Source organism: Streptomyces sp. SCSIO ZS0520, from assembly GCF_025643355.1.
Classification (GTDB): domain Bacteria; phylum Actinomycetota; class Actinomycetes; order Streptomycetales; family Streptomycetaceae; genus Streptomyces; species Streptomyces physcomitrii.
Genome location: NZ_CP092644.1, coordinates 7,597,935 through 7,614,707 on the forward strand (window position 1 = coordinate 7,597,935; position 16,773 = coordinate 7,614,707).

The window sequence follows — 16,773 nt, forward strand, 5'->3', positions numbered from 1 at the left end:
TGAGCGCACGGACAGTCCACGTGACTTCTCACCCGGAGGCACGGTCCGCTCCGGGAGCCGCCGTCCGTCACGGCGCGCCTCCCGAGGAGTCACCGGCGCCACCGCGTCCGAGCTGCTCTCGACAGATCCCGTACGGACGACGCAGGACAGGCGCGACGCCAGGTCCGAAGCAACCGTGGATTGACCGACACAGAAGGAGTACGCGGTGACACCGGAGAAGACCACCAGCGAACGGGCCGTCCGCGAGCCCGCCGAACGCCTCGCCCCCCGCAGCGAGGAACTCGGCAGCCTCGACGTCTGGGCCAGATCGGCCCCCATCCGGCTCGCGGGCTACGAGGACGACCTCGCCGAGCCGCACATCCTGCCCAGCGTCGACTGACCGCTGCCGCGTCCCACCGGCCGGCCGTCCGCCGACGGCCCGCCGGTACCGGCCCTCAGCTCCGGGGCTCCTCGGCCCCGTCGAGCCGGGTGGGCGGCCAGTAGTCCCGTACGAAGGTGCGCTGCCACCACGCGCCGGTCTCCCGGAGCTCCTGCCGCGTCGAGAAGCGGTAGCGGTACAACCGCGCCCGGACGTACCGCGGCGGTGACCCCGGGGGGAAGGGGACCGTGCGCAGCAGGCGCAGGGTGTCCGGATCGCCCTGGAGCAGCCGCTCGAGGAAGCCGCCGAACCAGGGGCGGGCGTAGGCGGGGGAGAGCCCCGCGAACCACATCATCCAGTCCAGGCGCAGATGGTAGGGCGCGAACTGGCGCGGGCGGCGGCGCGGATCCCCGGGCTTGCCGCGGAACTCGTAGGCCCGCCAGTCGGACTCCTCCCGCGGCCTGCTGTCCCGGGTGCCCTCCACCACGACCTCCTGCCGCTGCCGGGTGACACTGCCGAAGGCCCCGTAGGAGTTGACCAGCCGCAGCGGGTCGTACGAGGTGTTCATCAGCTGGCGGCGGGAGACGAGATTGCGCGCCGGGCGGTAGCTCAGCGCCAGCAGCCCCGCGGTGACCGAGAGGACCAGGACCTCGAACCAGAGCGGGGCGCCCGGGTCGCGGTGCCCCCCGGTGAAGCGGCCGAGGTCGAGGGCGGGCAGGGCCAGCACGATGGTCAGCCAGTTCAGCCAGGCGAAATTGCCGGAGAGCACCAGCCACAGCTGGGTCGCGATCATCAGCGCCGCCGCGCACCCGGCCACCGGCTGCGGGGTGAAGAGCAGCACGGGCACCACGAGTTGGGCGAGGTGGTTGGCGGCCACCTCGACGCGGTGCACCGGCTTCGGCAGGTGGTGGAAGGCGCGGCTCAGCGGGCCCGGCATCGGCTGGGTCTCGTGGTGGTGGTCGAGGCAGGTCAGCTTCCGCCAGCAGGCGTCGCCCCGCCATTTGATCAGGCCCGCGCCGAACTCCACCCGGAAGAGCAGCCAGCGCAGCAGCACCAGGACGAGCAGCGGCGGCCCGGTCTCGTCGTTGCCGAGGAACACGGCGAGGAAGCCCGCCTCCAGGAGGAGGGTCTCCCAGCCGAAGCCGTACCAGGTCTGGCCCACGTTCACGATCGACAGGTACAGGGCCCACACCGCCGCCCACAGCAGCATCGCGGCACCCAGCGGCAGGAGGTCCCCGATCCCCGCGAGCAGGGCCGCGGCAAGGGCGGCACCCGTCCAGGCGCACCCGGCGAAGAAGCGGTCGGAGTAGTGCAGCTGGAACAGGCTCGGGGCGCGGCGGAAGCCGGTCCGCCCGGTGAAGCGCGGCACCGGGAGCATGCCCCGCTCCCCGATCAGGGCGCGGAACTGCAGCGCCGCGCCGAGGAAGGCGAGGAGGTAGACGCCGGCCAGCGCCCGCTGGAAGAGCAGGCGGCCCAGCCAGTAGTCGCTCACGGTGAACCAGTCCACCCGCCCAGTGTGGCCTTCCCCGTACGCCCTCGCGGCGCGGACCGCCGCCCGCGTCCCCGCGCCGGGGCGCCCGGGCGGACCAGCAGAGTCGAAGAATCGGACAATTGCTGGCAAGGTGACTGCATGGCTGATCGGGGAGCGAGCGAGCTTTCACTCCCGGAGAACTGGCCCGCCGCCACCCCGGACCCCTTCCTCCTGCTCAACCGCATGGGCTGCTTCGTCTGGGACCTCGACACCGGCCTCATGCACATGGACGCGGCGGCGTACGAGATCTTCGACGTCCTGCCCGAGGAGTACGACAACCACCCCGAGACCCTCACCGGCCGCATCCCGCGCGCCGAGAGCCTGCACCTGGACGGCGTCATCTCCCAGGCGATGAAGAAGGGCCGCAGCCACTACGGCACCTACTTCCGGGTGCGGCTGCGCAACGGCTCGCTGCGCTGGACCCACTCGACCGGCTTCATCAAACGCGACGCCGCGGGCCGCCCCCGCAGCATCCACGGCATCGTCCGCGACGCCACCGAGGAGCTGAGCGACAGCACCGCCCTGGAGGAGCGCGAGCGCCAGCACGCCTCCCGGCGCTGGCAGACCGGCATCGTGCAGAGCACCACCGCCGCCCTCTCGCACGCCAGGACCGTGCAGGACATCCTCGACGTGCTCAAGCAGAAGCACGGCCTCGGCCACCTGGGCGCCGCGCACCTGGTGATGGGCCTGGTGGAGAACGGCCGTATCCGGGTCATCTCCGAGGGCCCCGTCGACCCCTTCGAGCGGCACACCCTGATCCTGCGCTTCGACGAGCCGTACCCGATGCCCGAGGTCATCCGCACCCTCTCGCCGCGCTTCGTGGAGACCCCGCAGGAGTACGCCGAGAGCTATCCGCAGCTGTGGCCGGATGTGCGGCGGGTCGGGGTGACCTCCGGCGCCTATCTGCCGCTGATCGCCCAGGGCCGGCCCATCGGCGCCCTCGGGCTGCTCTACTGCGGGCGCACCGGCTTCGACGAGGCCGACCGCAGCCTGCTCGTCGCCCTCGGCAGCAGCATCGCCCAGAACCTCCAGCGGGCGATGTTCTACGAGCAGGAGAAGGACCTCGCCGAGGGGCTCCAGCACGCGATGCTGCCCCGCTCGATCCCGGGGGTGCCGGGCGCCGACATCGCCGTGCGCTACCGCTCGGCGGCCGTGGGGCGCGATGTCGGCGGCGACTGGTACGACGTGGTCCCGCTGCCCGGTGGACGCGTCGGCGTCGTCATCGGCGACGTCCAGGGCCATGACACCCACGCGGCCGCCGTCATGGGCCAGCTGCGCATCGTGCTGCGCGCCTACGCCGCCGAGGGCCACACCCCGGCCACGGTCATGGCCCGCGCCTCGGTCTTCCTCCACGAACTCGACACCGACCGCTTCGCGACCTGCCTCTACGCCGAGGTGGACCTGATGACCGGCGTGGTCCAGGTGGTACGCGCCGGGCACCTCGACCCGCTGATCCGCCTGGTCGACGGCAGCTGCCACCGGGTGCCGGTGGACGGCGGGCTGCCGATCGGGCTCTCGGCCGAGTTCGGCGCCCTGGAGTACCCGGTGCGCACCCTCAGCCTGGAGCAGGGCCAGATGCTCGTGCTGTGCACCGACGGCCTGGTCGAGCACCCCGGGGCCGACTTCGACGACGGTATGCACGCCCTGGCCGAGGCGGTGGCCAAGGGGCCCCGGGACGTCGAGGCCCTCGCCGACCTGCTCTGCGGGAGCGCCGACGAGCGCGGCGGCGAGGACGACGTGGCCCTGCTGCTGCTCAACCGCCGGGGCCTCGGCGCGGCCCAGTCCGGCGGCCGCTTCCGGCAGCATGTGGCGCCCGGCGACCCGGAGTCCCTGGCCGAGGCGCGGCGTATGATCCGCACGGCGGTGCGCGCCTGGGGCGCGGGCGCGGACGCGGGCGAGATCGAGCTGGTCACCGACGAGCTGATCACCAACGCCCTGATCCACACCGACGGTTCGGCGGTGGTCACCCTGCGGGTGCTCACCGGCGCCCAGCGCCGCCTGCGGGTCGAGGTGGAGGACACCTCCAGCGCCCTGCCCCGCCGCCGGGACGCGACCCGCAGCGAGCAGTCGGGCCGGGGGCTGCTCCTGGTCGACGTGCTCTGCGACGTCTGGGGCGTGGAGGCCCGCGGCACCGGCAAGTGCGTCTGGTGCGAGTTCGTCGTGCGCGGCTGAGCACCGGGGGCTCGCGCCCGGGCCGTACGCGCGGGGAGGTGGCACCCTGGATCTATGCCGGAACTGCCCGAGGTCGCCGCGCTCAGGGACTTTCTCGACGAGCACCTGGTGGGACACGAGATCGTCCGTGTCCTGCCGGTGGCGGTCAGCGTGCTCAAGACGTACGAGCCGCCGCTGAGCGCGGTGGAGGGCCGTACCGTCACCGCGGTCGGGCGGTACGGCAAGTTCCTCGACATCGACGCCGACGGCGTGCACCTGGTGACCCATCTGGCGCGGGCCGGCTGGCTCCAGTGGAAGGACCGGCTCCCGGACGGACCGCCGCGCCCCGGCAAGGGACCGCTCGCGCTGCGGGTCGCCCTGGAGACCGGCCAGGGCTTCGACCTCACCGAGGCCGGTACCCAGAAGCGCCTGGCGGTGTACGTGGTCGGGGATCCCGGTGAGGTGCCGGGCGTGGCCCGGCTCGGTCCCGACCCGATGGCGGCGGACTTCACCGAGGCGCGCCTGGCCGAGCTGCTCGCGGGGGAGCGCCGCCGGCTCAAGGGGGCGCTGCGCGACCAGAGTCTGCTCGCCGGGGTGGGCAACGCCTACAGCGACGAGATCCTGCACGCCGCGCGGATGTCCCCCTTCAAGCCGGCCGGGAGCCTGACCGAGGAGGAGACGGGACGCCTCCACCAGGCGCTGCGGAAGACCCTCGGGGAGGCCCTGGAGCGCTCCCGCGGGGTGGCGGCGGGGCGCCTCAAGGCCGAGAAGAAGAGCGGGCTGCGGGTGCACGGCCGCACCGGGGAGGCCTGCCCGGTGTGCGGGGACACCATCCGGGAGGTCTCCTTCAGCGACTCCTCGCTGCAGTACTGCCCCACCTGCCAGACGGGCGGCAAGCCGCTCGCGGACCGCAGGATGTCCCGGCTGCTGCGCTGAGCCGGGCCGCGGCCGGTCGACGGCGGCCGGGCGTCGGCGCGGGTGCGGCCGCGGAGGTCCGCGCGGGCCCGCGGTTCAGAACTCCGCGCGGGCCCGGGCTCAGAACAGGTGGATCGCCAAGTGGCCCAGCGGCAGGCCGAGTTGCCAGGCCGGGGTCCACACCTTCGGCAGGTCCTCGTCCTCCTCCAGGGCGCCGGGGTGCGGGGGCAGCCCCTCGGTGACGGCGTCCAGGTCCGGGGCGAGCAGCTCGGTCTCCTCCAGCCAGCGCCAGGCCTCCAGGGCGAGCGCGAGGTCGGGGCCCTGGGTGCCGGCGGCCTCCCCGGCGAGGGCGTCCATCTGCTCCCGTACCCAGTGCTGCCACGGCTGCTCGTAGGCGGTCAGGGAGAGCCAGTTGTCGAGCTGGGAGATGACCCGGATGCCGGAGAGCTCGCCCGAGGTGTCGGAGAGGTAGATGGTCAGGGCCAGCGCCTCGCGCCCGGCGCGGAACTCGAAGGAGGACGGCGGCATCAGGTCGCCGGTGCGCAGCAGCTCGTCCGCGATGTACTCGGCGTAGAGCCAAGCCATCGGCACCGTGAGTTCGCCGCCGTCGGCACCCTCCGCGCTTCCCTGGCCTTGTTGCCGCATCCGTCCCGCCTCCCTGGCTCCGTGCGCCTCTCGGGCACCGCGTCCGCACGCACGGTTGAGCACAGCGCAGTCCCCCACAGGGGTCGGGAGCAAGGCGATTTGCCAAGTCTTGACCCGGTCTCCGGTTTCTGTGCAGGTCAGCGGCGGCTGTCAGTTGTGCGTACGGTGGCGCGCGGGGCCTTGTCGACCCATGGCGCCGGTTCACCGTAACCGGCGCCGGACCGGCCCCCGGATCCCCCGAATCCCAGGCACCACGACAGCGCCCACCGCCCACGGGCGTCACTCCCCGGGGAGGGTGAGAGTCTTCACATGGCCACTTCCGGCCAGGGTGGTTGACCGGTTTGCGACCCGGCGGCGCCGGCTCAGGGCACCACGGTCACCGGCCAGCGGCCCGCCTTCACCAGGCGCACCGCGACCGAGCCGACGAAGCGGTGGCCGGCCTGCTCGGAGGCGCCCACCACCACGGCGTCCGCGGTGAGTTCGTCCGCGGCCGAGACGAGGCCGGTGTACGGGTCGCCGCGGAAGGTGTGGAACTCCCAGCGCACGTCGTATATGTCCTTCAACCGCTCCGCGCTGCTGCTGATGTCGGCGGCGATGTCCTGGGCGATCTCGTCCGTGGTCTCCGCGACCGGCACGCCCAGGGCGGCACCGGCGGTCATGACGGGCTGCACGTAGACGAGGGCGAGCAGGGCGCGCTGGCGGCGGGCCAGTCCGGCGGCGTAGGCGGCCGCGCGCATCGAGGACTCGGAGCCGTCGACGCCCGCCAGGATGACCTTGGGGCCGTCCGTGCCGCGCTCGAAGCGGGATGCCTGGTGTTCCGTCACCCTCCGAGGCTAGCGGAGCCGCCGGCTCCGCCCGCCACTGCTCCGGTATGTGCGAAGGGGCGCGCGAAGGGACGGGCGGAAGCGGGGCCGACGAGGCCGCCGGAGCGGTCAGCGGGAGGAAACCATACGGGCGAAGACCACGACATTGCCGTCGTATCCGGATTCCTTGGAATAACCGCCGCCGCAGGTGATCACCCGCAATTCGGGGCGGCCTTTGCCGCCGTACACCTTGGCGCCGGGAAAGTCGTCCTTTTCGAAGACCTCGATTCCGTACACCTCGAATTCGGCGGTCTTTCCGTCTTTGCGCCGTACGTCGATGTGGTTTCCCTTCTTGAGGGCGCCGAGGCCGAAGAAGACCGCGGGGCCACGGGAGTTGTCGACATGTCCGACGACCACCGCGGTGCCCTTCTCGCCGGGTGTCACCGCGCTGGTGAACCAGCCCGCGAGGTTCGGCTCCTCGGGAGGGGGAGCCTCGATCCAGCCTTTCTTGTCGATGCCGACCGGCATCAGCGGGGCGTTCACCCGGATCGCGTCGATACGGACCCGGTCCGGTTCGGCGAACGGCAGCGCCGCCGCGCCGCCGCCGCTGGCGCGCTCGGTCCCGGTGTCCGCGGAGGCCGGCTGCGGCGGGCCCGAGTCGAATTCGCCGGAGCCGTTGCGGATCAGTGCCACCCCGGCGAGCAGCACGAGCGCCATGACCCCCCAGGGGGCCCGCTTCTTCGTCGGCCTGCCGCCGTCGGCGGACCCGGTAGAGGACATGCGCACTCCCTTGCTCACCCCGCGTGCGAGGACCCCGCCGCGCGTACGAGAAAGCTAAGCGCGGTGCCCCCGCGCGGCGAGCACGCGGCGGCGAACGGGTGGCCGCCCGCGTCGCGGTGCGCCATCCGGGGCGAGCAGCTCGGGTTATTTCCTGACGGTGTGTGACCTGCGGCGATATCACGGCGTGCGGCGGAGCCCCGGCGTGTCGCCTCACCGGGACGGCGCAGTCCCGAAATGCGGCTCTGTGCACGGCATCTGAGGGTCTGTCTGGGAGGCGCACACGCCCATCACCGGGGACGGATCCCCGGGGCGCCTCCGCGGAGGAAACCCATGCGTACCACTCGTGTTCTGGCGGCAGCGGCCGCGGTCGCGGCGGCCGTCTCGTTCGCCGCTCCGGCCGTCGCCGCGGACCCCGACGCAGGCAAGGTCGTCAAGGAGGCCGAGTCCGGCAAGGTCGTGACCGAGGACGAGCCCGGCAGCGGCATGAGCCAGGAGGAGTCCGGCGAGGCCCTGCACGACCGCGGCTCCGGCCGGGTCATGGCCGTGCCCAGCGTGATCGCCAGGGGCGGCAAGCTCACCGTCTCGGTGAGCGACTCCAAGTGCAACTACGGCACCCGGAGCGTCTCCTCGCGCGCCTTCCAGCGCACCGTGAACCTGCGGGGCAGCAACCCGGCCACCGCCGAGGCCTGGATCAAGCACGACGCCCGCCCCGGCTCGTACGACATCACGGCGATGTGCAACGGCAAGACGATCCACAGCCGCGACGCCTTCACCGTCATCGGCGGCCCCGTCCAGGGCGGCATCGGCGGCAGCAGCAAGGGCGGCGCCACCGGTACCGACATGGCCATCGGCGGCGGCCTGGTCGCCGCGGCGGCTCTCGGCGGCGGTGCCTTCTGGCTGCGCCGCAGGGCGGAGAACCGGGTGTGATACCCGGCCCGCCCGGCTCTTCCTTCCGCGATGCCGCAGGTGAAAGCCGTGGGCCCGCCACCCGGTGAGGGGGGCGGGCCCACGGCTTGCGGCGGACCGGCGGGGCTCAGCTCCCGTCCGCGCGGCGGCGGGAGAAGTGGTAGGCGGTGCCCAGGGTGCCGACGACGAGCAGGGCGCCGAAGCCCAGTTCGCCCAGGTCCAGTCCGCCGATGGTGCCGCCGAACCCGGCGTCCACGCCGTGGTCCGGGTGCCGGGGGTGCTCGCCCGGGGGCACCAGGGGCTCCTCGGGGCGCCCCTCGGCGATGGTCAGTTCCGCGGTACGGGTGATCCCGCGCTCGCAGGAGAAGGTGACCGAGTAGGTGGCGCCCTTGCGGGCGTCCCAGTCGACCTCGGTGGTCGCCGAGTTGTCGCCCGCTTCGATGACCACGGTGTCGAAGACGCCCGAGTGCACCTTGGTACGTCCCTTGCAGCCGGAAGCGGTCAGCTTCACCTCGCCGCCGGCGGCGACGGTGGAGGGGGACACCTCCACCTCGAAGCGCTCCTTGCCGCGGGGCGGTGCCGCCACGGCGGCGGGGGCGGTGAGGGCGAGGGCGGTGGCACCGAGCAGCGCGGCCGAGGCGACGCGTATCGCGCGCATGTGATCCTCCGGATCTCCGAGGGACAGCGCGGACCTTTTCCGCTTTCGCCGGTAGTGCCCTCGATAGGGGCGACGCTAGGAAGGCGCCGCCCCGGGCGCGATCGGGGCCGGGCAGACGGGGTAATCGGCTCGGCCGATCAGGCGATCACGGCGGGTGCCGCCCGGCGTGGCTGCCCGCCGGGCGGGGCGGTCCGTGCTGGGGGAGGCCCGCGCGCGTACCCGCCCCGGGGCTCACTCCAGGAGCCGCGGGACCAGCTCCCGCAGCGGCTCGGTGGAGGCGGCCATGTCCCGGCTGTAGGGCAGGTCGAAGTCCCAGACCAGGAAGAGCAGGAAGGCGATGAGCGCCGAGAAGAGCCCGGCGAGGATCAGCTCTCTGGGCGTGCGCCTGATCTGGAGCGCGAACATCATGCCGACGGTCACCAGCGCTCCCGCGATCAGTCCGAACCAGACCACCCCGGGCATGGTGGCCTCGGCCGAGTCGCCGCGGGCGCTGCGGGCGTCGTCCGCCGCGGTGATCTGGTCGAGCAGCGGCTGGTAGGCCTGGGCCTCGAAGTCGCTCGCGGGCTCGTGGTCGGTCAGTCCGTGGCGGATCTTGGCGAGCAGCGCGTCGCCGCGGTCGGTCAGGCCCCCGCGTGTCGAGGAGCTGTCCCACTCGGTGGTCACCACATAGCTGACGTAGTCCTCGACCTCCCCGCGGATCTCCTCGCGGACCCGGGGCGGATAGGCCCGTACCCGTTCCTGGATCTCGTGCAGTGCCTGGGCCTCGGCGTGCACATGGGCCTGGGCCTCGGCGCGGGCCTCCCAGACCCCGGCGATGGCGAGGCCGAGCACGATCGCGTAGACCACCCCGATCATCATCGTCATGTACTCGATGACGTCCGGGGTCTCCGTCGGGTCGTCGTCCGAGCCGATTCTGCGTTGCTGAAGGATCGTCACCGCCAGGACGACGCCGCAGGCGGCCACCATCGCGAGGGTGAGAACAAGCCATTCCGACATGGGGCCTCCGGGTTTCAGCGGGGGCGCAGCGCGGCGACGGCGAGCACCGCGGGGGCCGTGATGAGCAGAGTGAGAGTGACCAGTGACGGACCGTGGCGCGGCGGCCTGCTGTGCCGCACCGGCTGATGGCGCGGGTAGTGCACAGCCCGCGGAGCGGGGCGTACGGCCGGAGGCTTGGGCCGCGGCTTCTCCGGCGCGGGCGGGGCCGGTTCGGGACGCGGCGGCGCGGGCGGCGGGGGCGGCGGAGGCTCGGGTGTCGGTGACGGAGGAGGCGGCGGAGGGGAGGGAGGCGGGGGAGGCGGCGGTGCCTCCCGGGTCGGGGGTGGCGGAGGCGGCGGTGGTGGTGGCGGAGGGGGCGGTGTCGGGGTCGCCGTCGGCGGGCGCGGGGTGGGCTTGGTTCCGCAGAAGCCGGCGCCCGCGCCCGCCACCGCGACGGTGTCCCCGGCGCGCGCCACGGCTCCGCCCGCCCCGGCCCAGGCGCAGGCGTCCGCCGGGGCGGCGGCCGAGGCCGGGAGCGCGGGTATGCCGAGGATCCAGGCCAGGGCCAGGAGCGCGATCATGCGGGTGACGAGGGCGGATGCGGACCGCGAGGTTGGCTGCACGTCGAGAGCATGGGCGGGCCGGGGGCTCACCAAGCCGAAGCGGACACCGAATTGGCACGAACGGGCGGAGTTCGCCGCCCGGGGTTTGCGGGCCGCGCGGGCGCGTTCGGAAAGCGCCATGTTCTGCCGTGCCGCGGGTCATGTGGCGCTGTTTTCGGGGCAGTTGGGAGTCCGGGGCGCGGCCACCGCCCGTAATCGGCCCGGTACGTGGCGCGATTCGAGCGGTGTGCGAGACTCGGCGAAAACGCGGTCTTCACCTTCCCCCGCTCCGGTGGAAGTCCGGGCCGCCGGGCCCCTGTTGGGGTCCGGCCAGCCGACTGACCGGTTTTTTTCGATGGTTCCGTTGAGAATGCATAGGGGCGAATTCGTCCGGCTTTTTCATGAGGCCTGCTCCGGGCGGTGACTGAGAACGGACGGCCAATTTCCGTTTTGGCTCGCTCCTTTGGCAGGCGATCAGTAGCCTCGGGCCGGACAGTGGCCTCCCTACGCCGTTGGAGACTTCAGATGGAGCGACCCGCCTGGGCGCCGAAGGGCATCGACATATCGGTGCCGAGCGTGTCCCGGATCTACGACTACTACCTGGGTGGTTCGCACAACTTCGAGGTCGACCGGGATGCCGCGCGCAAGGCGATGGAGTTCCTGCCGGGTCTGCCGAAGATCATGCAGGCGAATCGTGCCTTCATGCGCCGTGCTGTCGGGTTCGCGGTGGCGGAGGGTATCGACCAGTTCCTGGACATCGGCTCCGGAATTCCCACCTTCGGCAACGTCCACGAGATCGCCCAGCGCGCCGACCCCGAGGCGAGGGTGGTCTACGTCGACCACGACCCGGTCGCCGTCGCGCACAGCGAGGCCGTGCTCGCGGGCAACGACCGGGCCACCGTCATCGCCGCCGACTTCCGCCGCCCGCGCGAGATCCTGACCAGCCCTCAGCTGCGCGAGACCCTCGACCTGGACCGGCCGGTCGCCCTCCTCCTGGTGGCCCTGCTGCACTTCATCGACGACAGCGACAGGCCGCAGGAGGTCCTCGAACAGCTCCGCGGCGCCCTCGCCCCCGGCAGCCTGCTCATCCTCACGCACGCCTCCGGCGACCTCATGCCGGCCGAGCCCACCGAGGGCGTCACCGGGGTCTACGAGAACATCCGCAACCCGCTGAAGCTGCGCGGCAAGGACGAGATCGCCCGCTTCTTCGACGGCATGGAGATCCTCGACCCCGGACTCGTACGGATGCCGGAGTGGCGGCCGGACATCGCCCCCGAGGAGGAGGACCCGTATTCCTTTGCGGGTTACGCCGGAGTGGGGCGCACGGCGTGACCGCGGAGCCGGACGGACCGGAAGACAGAGTACGGCGGTTCGCGACGATATGGAGCCGGGCGGTGTACCCGCTGACGGCCACCTCCCGGACACGTCCGGAGTTCGAGGAGCAACTCTTCCCGCTGGCACGCCAGTTGAGGGACGCGCTGTGCGCCCCGGTCTTCGAGGCCTCGCGCGGACGCCCGGTCGGCGCCGCCCTGGTCGACGCGCACTGCACCGACCCGGACGCGCTCAGCCGCACCCTCGACGTGGTCGAGGCCTACCTCGTCCTCTACTGCGGCGCCGAGGGCGACCAGGAGGAGATGCGCTCGCGCAGCGCCCGCCTCCAGCACGCCGCGGCCGCGGGCTTCGCGCACGCCCTGCGCGAGCGCACCCTGGCCGAGCAGGAGGCCATCTCCGCGGCGGCCCTCAAGGCGCGCAGCGCGGTGGCCGAGGCCCTGCACGCCAGCGAGGCCCGCTTCCGCGCCGTCTTCGAGGGCGCCGCGATAGGCATCAGCATCGCCTCCCTCGACGGCACCGTCATCGACGTCAACGACACCCTGCTGCGGATGCTCGGCACCCCCGAGCAGGTGGTGCGCAACCGCAACGTCTCGGACTGGACCCACGCCGACGACGCCCCGCACGTGTGGAACCTCTACGGCGAGCTGACCCGCGGCGAACGCGAGCACTTCCACGTGGAGAAGGCCTTCTACCGGCCGGACGGCACCGCGCTGTGGACCAATCTCTCGGTCTCCCTGCTCCGGGACGCCGAGGGCATGCCCCAGTACCAGCTGGCGCTGATGGAGGACACCACCGAGCGGCGGCTGCTCAACCTGCGGCTGCGCTACGAGGCCACCCATGACGCGCTCACCGGGCTGCCCAACCGCACGCTGTTCTTCGAACGCCTGGAGAAGGCGCTCGCCGCGGGTCCCGAGAACCGCTTCGGCCTGTGCTACCTCGACCTCGACGGCTTCAAGACGGTCAACGACAGCCTCGGCCACGCCGCGGGCGACCGGCTGCTCGTCGAGGTGGCCGACCGCCTCCAGTCCTGCGCCACGGCCCCCGGCGAGATGGTGGCCCGCCTCGGCGGCGACGAGTTCGTCGCGCTGACCACCGGTCACGGCACCGAGCAGGAGGTCGACGAACTCGCCGGGCGCATCATGCACGCCCTCTCCGCGCCGATCCGCATCGACGGCCGGGAGCTGACCGTCCGCGGCAGCATCGGCATCGTGGAGGGCCCCGCCGGGGAGCGCAGCGCGGCCGAGGTGCTGCGCAGCGCCGACATCACGATGTACCGGGCCAAGTCGGCCGGCGGCAACCGCTTCGAGCTCGCCGACCCCGTCCAGGACGCCCGCGCCATCACCCGGCACGGCCTGACCACCGCGCTGCCCGCCGCGCTCGCCCGCGGCGAGTTCTTCATCGAGTACCAGCCGCTGGTCAACCTCGGCGACGGCAGCGTCCGCGGCGCCGAGGCCCTGGTGCGCTGGCTGCACCCGCAGCACGGCATCCTCGGCCCCGACCGCTTCATCGAACTCGCCGAGCACACCGGACTGATCGTGCCGCTGGGCCGCTGGGTCCTGGAGCAGTCCGTATGGCAGGCGCGGCAGTGGCAGGAGCGCCACGCGGACGCCGGGCCGCTGCGCATCAACGTCAATCTCTCGCCCTGCCAGCTCACCCACCCGGGCCTGGTCTCGGACACCGTGGAGATCCTGGAGCGGGTCGGCCTCGCCCCGCACAGCCTGTGCCTGGAGGTCACCGAGTCCGCGCTGATCGGGGCCGACGACGACCTTCTGAAGCCGCTGCGCAGGCTCGCCGAGATGGGCGTCGACATCGCCCTGGACGACTTCGGCACGGGGTACTCCAACCTCGCCAACCTGCGCCGCCTGCCGGTCAGCATCCTCAAGCTGGACCGCTCCTTCACCCAGGGCATGCAGCAGTTCCCGGCCGATCCGGTGGACCTGAAGATCGTCGAGGGGATCGTCGCCCTGGCGCACAACCTCGACCTCGCGGTCACCGTGGAGGGCGTGGAGACCGGGGCCCAGGCCGAGCAGCTGCGCGAGCTGGGCTGCGACACCGCACAGGGCTGGTACTACGCGCGTCCGGGCCCGCCCGACCGCCTGCACCAGCTCGCCCTGGCGGACGCCACCGGCTGATCCCGGGCACGGTCAACGGCCGCTGTCCGTACGGGAGTCGGGGCTCTCCGGGGCCCGGGAACCCTGGGCGCAGAGGCGGCTCAGTCCGGCTTCTTCGCCGCGAGCACCGGCGCCTGGGCCAGCACCATCTGCTGGAACTCCCGGGCGGCGCGCGGCGGTGCCACATCGCTGCGGTGCGCGAGGGCGATGGTGCGCCGGAGGCCGGGGCGGGCGAGCGGGGTCACGCGCAGCCGCAGGTCCCCGCGCATCGCCACCATGCGCGGCACCACCGCCACCCCGAGCCCGGCCCGGACGAAACCGAGGACGGCGTCCATCTCGCCGCCCTCCACCGCGAACCGGGGCTCGAAGCCCTCGGCCCGGCAGGCGGCGACGGTCAGCTCCCGCAGGTCGTAGCCGTGCCGGAACATCACCAGGGGCTCGCGCTCCAGGTCGCTGATGTGCACCCGGCGCCCGCGGTCCCCGGGCGGCGGCGAATCCGGGGCGGAGACCACCACCAGGTCCTCGTTGAGCACCTCGATGGTGGTGAGCGCGGGGGAGGGGGTCGGCAGCGGCAGCACCACCAGGGCCAGGTCCAGCGCCCCGCGCGCCAACTTCCGTACCAGGTCGTGCGATCCGCCCTCCTCGATGAGCAGCTGCACCCCGCGGAAGCGGTCGTGGAAGGCGCGCAGCACGCCGGGGAGCAGGCCGGTGCACAGGCTCGGGGTCGCGCCGAGGCGCACCCGGCCGCGCCGCAGCTGGGCCAGCTCCTGGACCTCGTGCCGGGCGGTGTCCGCGTCGGCGAGGATCCGCCGGGCCAGCGGGAGCAGGGCCTCGCCCGCGTCGGTGAGGGTGATGTTGCCGCGGGCCCGCTGGAAGAGGTCCGCGCCCAGCTCCCGCTCCAGGGCGCGGATCTGCTGGGAGAGCGAGGGCTGCGCCACGTGCACCACTTCCGCCGCCCGCGTGAAGTGCCGCTCCTCGGCGACCGCGACGAAATAGGAGAGTTGCTGGAATTGCATACCGCCAGCATAGTGCCGGTATAGCGGCTGCCTATCGCCAAGCGCTTCTCGATGCCCTGGGTTGATACGAGGGTCCGCCCCTGTTCAGACGGGGTCCACCGCCGCTTTCCCGAGGCCCGCCACCCGGGCCAGCCTCCGGTACGAGGCGCGCAGCTCCGCGCGGTCGTACGTGCTCGTGGTCACCAGGACCTCCTGGGCGCCGGTCTCCTTCAGCAGGACCTCCAGCTGCTCCGCGACCTCCTCCTCGGTGCCGTACAGCTGGCCGCGCAGCCCCGACTCGTAGAGTTCGCGCTCCTTGGCGGTCATCCTCAGCCCGTCGATCTCCGCGGCGGGGGACAGGGGCGGGAAGGAGCCCCGGGTGCGCGCGTGGGCGGCGGCCCAGGCCTCGGGGAGGAGCAGCCGGCGGGCCTCCTCGGTGGTGGCGGCGACGGCGACGGTGCCCGCCACCATGACGTACGGCTCGGGGTGCCGCGCCGAGGGCCGGAAGGCGCCGCGGTAGCGCTCGACGGCCGCCAAGAGCCGCTCGCGGCCCTTGAAGTCCCCGATGACCAGGGGCAGTCCGGCCTCGGCCGCGGTCAGCGCCCCGGCGCCGGTGGCGAGGACGAAGGCGGGGACGTCCATGCCCTCGCCGGGGCGCGCCCGCACCCCGGTGGGGGAGCCGCCGCCGAACCAGCCGAGGAGTTCCGCGAGCTGCCCGGCGAAGTCCTCCGCCTCGTCCTTGCCGCGCCCGAGCGCCCGCCGCACGCCGTCCGTGAAGCCCACCGAGCGCCCGAGGCCCATGTCGATCCGGCCCGGGAAGAGCGACTCCAGGACGCCGAACTGCTCGGCCACCACGAGGGGTTGGTGATTGGGCAGCATCACGCCGCCGGTGCCCACCCGGATCCGGCGGGTAGCCGAGGCGATCGCCGCCGCGAGCACGGTGGGTGCCGAGCCCGCCACCCCGGGGACGCCGTGGTGCTCGGCCACCCAGAAGCGGTGGTAGCCCAGCTCCTCCGCCAGCCGGGCGAAGTCCACCGTCTCCCGCAGGGCCTCGGCCGGGGACCGGCCCGCCCGGATCCGGGAGCGGTCGAGGACGGAGAACCGGGTGGAGGTCAGGGAGGTGCTCACACTGTTCTCAACACCCGGGGTGCCTCAGGATTCCCGGCCGGACCGCTGCCGCCGGGGGCCGGGCCCCACGCGGTCCCCCGCGACGTACGCTGCTCGGCGTGACGCACGCCCGGCAACCCCTCGCCCTGTTCGACCTGGACGGCACCCTCGCCGACACCGCCCACCGCCAGCACCACCTGGAGCGCAGGCCGCGCGACTGGGACGCCTTCTTCGCCGCCGCGCCCGAGGACCCTCCGCTGGCCGAGGGCCTCGCCCTGCTGCGGGCGACGGCCGAGGAGTGCGAGATCCAGTACCTCACCGGCCGGCCGGAGCGCTGCCGGGCCGACACCGAGGACTGGCTCGCCCGGCAGGGGCTGCCCGCGGGGCGGATCTGGATGCGGCGCGACGACGACCGGCGCCCGGCCCGCCGCACCAAGCTGCAGCTCCTCACCGCCATCGCCCGCGACCGCGAGATCCGGATGCTGGTCGACGACGACCTCCTCGTCTGCCTGGAGGCCCAGCGGGCGGGCTTCCGGGTGGTGCGCGCCGACTGGGCCGCGCCCGCCCCGGAACTCAGGGACGCCCAGGAACGGCAGGGGCGGACCTGAGCCCTGCCCCCGCCGCCCGGCGCCTGCCCGCCCCGCGCGGGGACGTCAGCTGCCCTCCTCCAGGCGGAAGCCGACCTTGACGCCCACCTGGTAGTGCTTGATCTCGCCGTCCTCGATGTGGCCGCGGACCTGGGTGACCTCGAACCAGTCCAGGTTGCGCAGGGTCTGCGAGGCCCGGCGCACCGCGTTGCGGATGGCGTCGTCGCAGCTCTCCTCGGAGGACCCGACGATCTCGGTGACCCGGTACGTGTGGTCGGACATGCGTCCACTCCTTCGTGGTGCGGGGGTTCGGGCGG

The 16,773-nt window shown here is 73.2% G+C and carries 16 protein-coding genes; 7 read left to right on the top strand and 9 right to left on the bottom strand.

The window, feature by feature from the left end; translation table 11 throughout:
- Window positions 1-205 precede the first annotated feature (205 nt).
- On the top strand, window positions 206-379 hold the full coding sequence (locus MID12_RS31175; protein WP_163011145.1) for a hypothetical protein: 174 nt from the start codon (window positions 206-208) through the stop codon (window positions 377-379).
- 55 nt (window positions 380-434) lie between these two features.
- Here the strand turns inward: MID12_RS31175 and MID12_RS31180 are convergent, their stop codons facing one another.
- A complete protein-coding gene (locus MID12_RS31180) occupies window positions 435-1,865 on the bottom strand; it encodes a lipase maturation factor family protein (protein ID WP_263172505.1) in 1,431 nt (476 codons plus the stop codon).
- Between the two features lie 123 nt (window positions 1,866-1,988).
- On the opposite strand from MID12_RS31180, the gene MID12_RS31185 reads away from it, so the two are divergent.
- Together MID12_RS31185 and MID12_RS31190 are read left to right on the top strand one after the other, a co-directional pair.
- On the top strand, window positions 1,989-4,061 hold the full coding sequence (locus MID12_RS31185; protein ID WP_040255582.1) for a SpoIIE family protein phosphatase: 2,073 nt from the start codon (window positions 1,989-1,991) through the stop codon (window positions 4,059-4,061).
- A 54-nt stretch (window positions 4,062-4,115) separates the two neighbouring features.
- Window positions 4,116-4,976 (top strand): Fpg/Nei family DNA glycosylase, encoded by an 861-nt coding sequence (locus MID12_RS31190; protein WP_263172507.1) that lies wholly within the window; start codon window positions 4,116-4,118, stop codon window positions 4,974-4,976.
- Window positions 4,977-5,075: 99 nt separating this feature from the next.
- On the opposite strand, the gene MID12_RS31195 is transcribed toward MID12_RS31190, so the two are convergent.
- From MID12_RS31195 to MID12_RS31205, 3 genes are all read right to left on the bottom strand, one after another.
- The gene (locus MID12_RS31195; protein ID WP_040255584.1) at window positions 5,076-5,600 is read right to left on the bottom strand and encodes a hypothetical protein; all 525 of its coding nucleotides are present in this window, start codon (window positions 5,598-5,600) and stop codon (window positions 5,076-5,078) included.
- Between the two features lie 362 nt (window positions 5,601-5,962).
- Complete coding sequence (locus MID12_RS31200; RefSeq protein WP_040255585.1) at window positions 5,963-6,424, bottom strand: universal stress protein; 462 nt, start codon at window positions 6,422-6,424, stop codon at window positions 5,963-5,965.
- A gap of 108 nt (window positions 6,425-6,532) precedes the next feature.
- Window positions 6,533-7,183 (bottom strand): class F sortase, encoded by a 651-nt coding sequence (locus MID12_RS31205; protein ID WP_040255586.1) that lies wholly within the window; start codon window positions 7,181-7,183, stop codon window positions 6,533-6,535.
- A gap of 330 nt (window positions 7,184-7,513) precedes the next feature.
- Between MID12_RS31205 and MID12_RS31210 the strand changes: the two genes are divergently transcribed.
- Window positions 7,514-8,110 carry a hypothetical protein gene (locus MID12_RS31210; RefSeq protein ID WP_040255587.1) on the top strand — a complete coding sequence of 199 codons (597 nt, stop codon included), beginning with the start codon at window positions 7,514-7,516 and terminating at the stop codon, window positions 8,108-8,110.
- A 106-nt stretch (window positions 8,111-8,216) separates the two neighbouring features.
- Here MID12_RS31210 and MID12_RS31215 read toward each other — a convergent pair whose 3' ends face one another.
- Window positions 8,217-8,747 (bottom strand): hypothetical protein, encoded by a 531-nt coding sequence (locus MID12_RS31215; RefSeq protein ID WP_040255588.1) that lies wholly within the window; start codon window positions 8,745-8,747, stop codon window positions 8,217-8,219.
- Window positions 8,748-8,978: 231 nt separating this feature from the next.
- A complete protein-coding gene (locus MID12_RS31220) occupies window positions 8,979-9,743 on the bottom strand; it encodes a DUF4239 domain-containing protein (protein ID WP_040255590.1) in 765 nt (254 codons plus the stop codon).
- A 1,106-nt stretch (window positions 9,744-10,849) separates the two neighbouring features.
- Here MID12_RS31220 and MID12_RS31225 point away from each other — a divergent pair.
- Together MID12_RS31225 and MID12_RS31230 are read left to right on the top strand one after the other, a co-directional pair.
- Window positions 10,850-11,656: an SAM-dependent methyltransferase gene (locus MID12_RS31225; RefSeq protein WP_263172512.1), complete on the top strand. Its 807-nt coding sequence runs from the start codon at window positions 10,850-10,852 to the stop codon at window positions 11,654-11,656.
- A complete protein-coding gene (locus MID12_RS31230) occupies window positions 11,653-13,788 on the top strand; it encodes a putative bifunctional diguanylate cyclase/phosphodiesterase (protein ID WP_263172513.1) in 2,136 nt (711 codons plus the stop codon). The genes MID12_RS31225 and MID12_RS31230 overlap by 4 nt, the downstream gene beginning before the upstream one ends.
- An 80-nt stretch (window positions 13,789-13,868) precedes the next feature.
- On the opposite strand, the gene MID12_RS31235 is transcribed toward MID12_RS31230, so the two are convergent.
- Window positions 13,869-14,783 (bottom strand): LysR family transcriptional regulator, encoded by a 915-nt coding sequence (locus MID12_RS31235; RefSeq protein WP_168538994.1) that lies wholly within the window; start codon window positions 14,781-14,783, stop codon window positions 13,869-13,871.
- An 84-nt stretch (window positions 14,784-14,867) separates the two neighbouring features.
- Window positions 14,868-15,890, bottom strand: coding sequence for an LLM class flavin-dependent oxidoreductase (locus MID12_RS31240; protein WP_263172516.1), 1,023 nt, complete (start codon window positions 15,888-15,890; stop codon window positions 14,868-14,870).
- A 98-nt stretch (window positions 15,891-15,988) separates the two neighbouring features.
- On the opposite strand from MID12_RS31240, the gene MID12_RS31245 reads away from it, so the two are divergent.
- On the top strand, window positions 15,989-16,477 hold the full coding sequence (locus tag MID12_RS31245) for a hypothetical protein (RefSeq protein WP_263172517.1): 489 nt from the start codon (window positions 15,989-15,991) through the stop codon (window positions 16,475-16,477).
- Between the two features lie 45 nt (window positions 16,478-16,522).
- Here MID12_RS31245 and MID12_RS31250 read toward each other — a convergent pair whose 3' ends face one another.
- Complete coding sequence (locus MID12_RS31250) at window positions 16,523-16,738, bottom strand: dodecin (protein ID WP_040255601.1); 216 nt, start codon at window positions 16,736-16,738, stop codon at window positions 16,523-16,525.
- Window positions 16,739-16,773 lie beyond the last annotated feature (35 nt).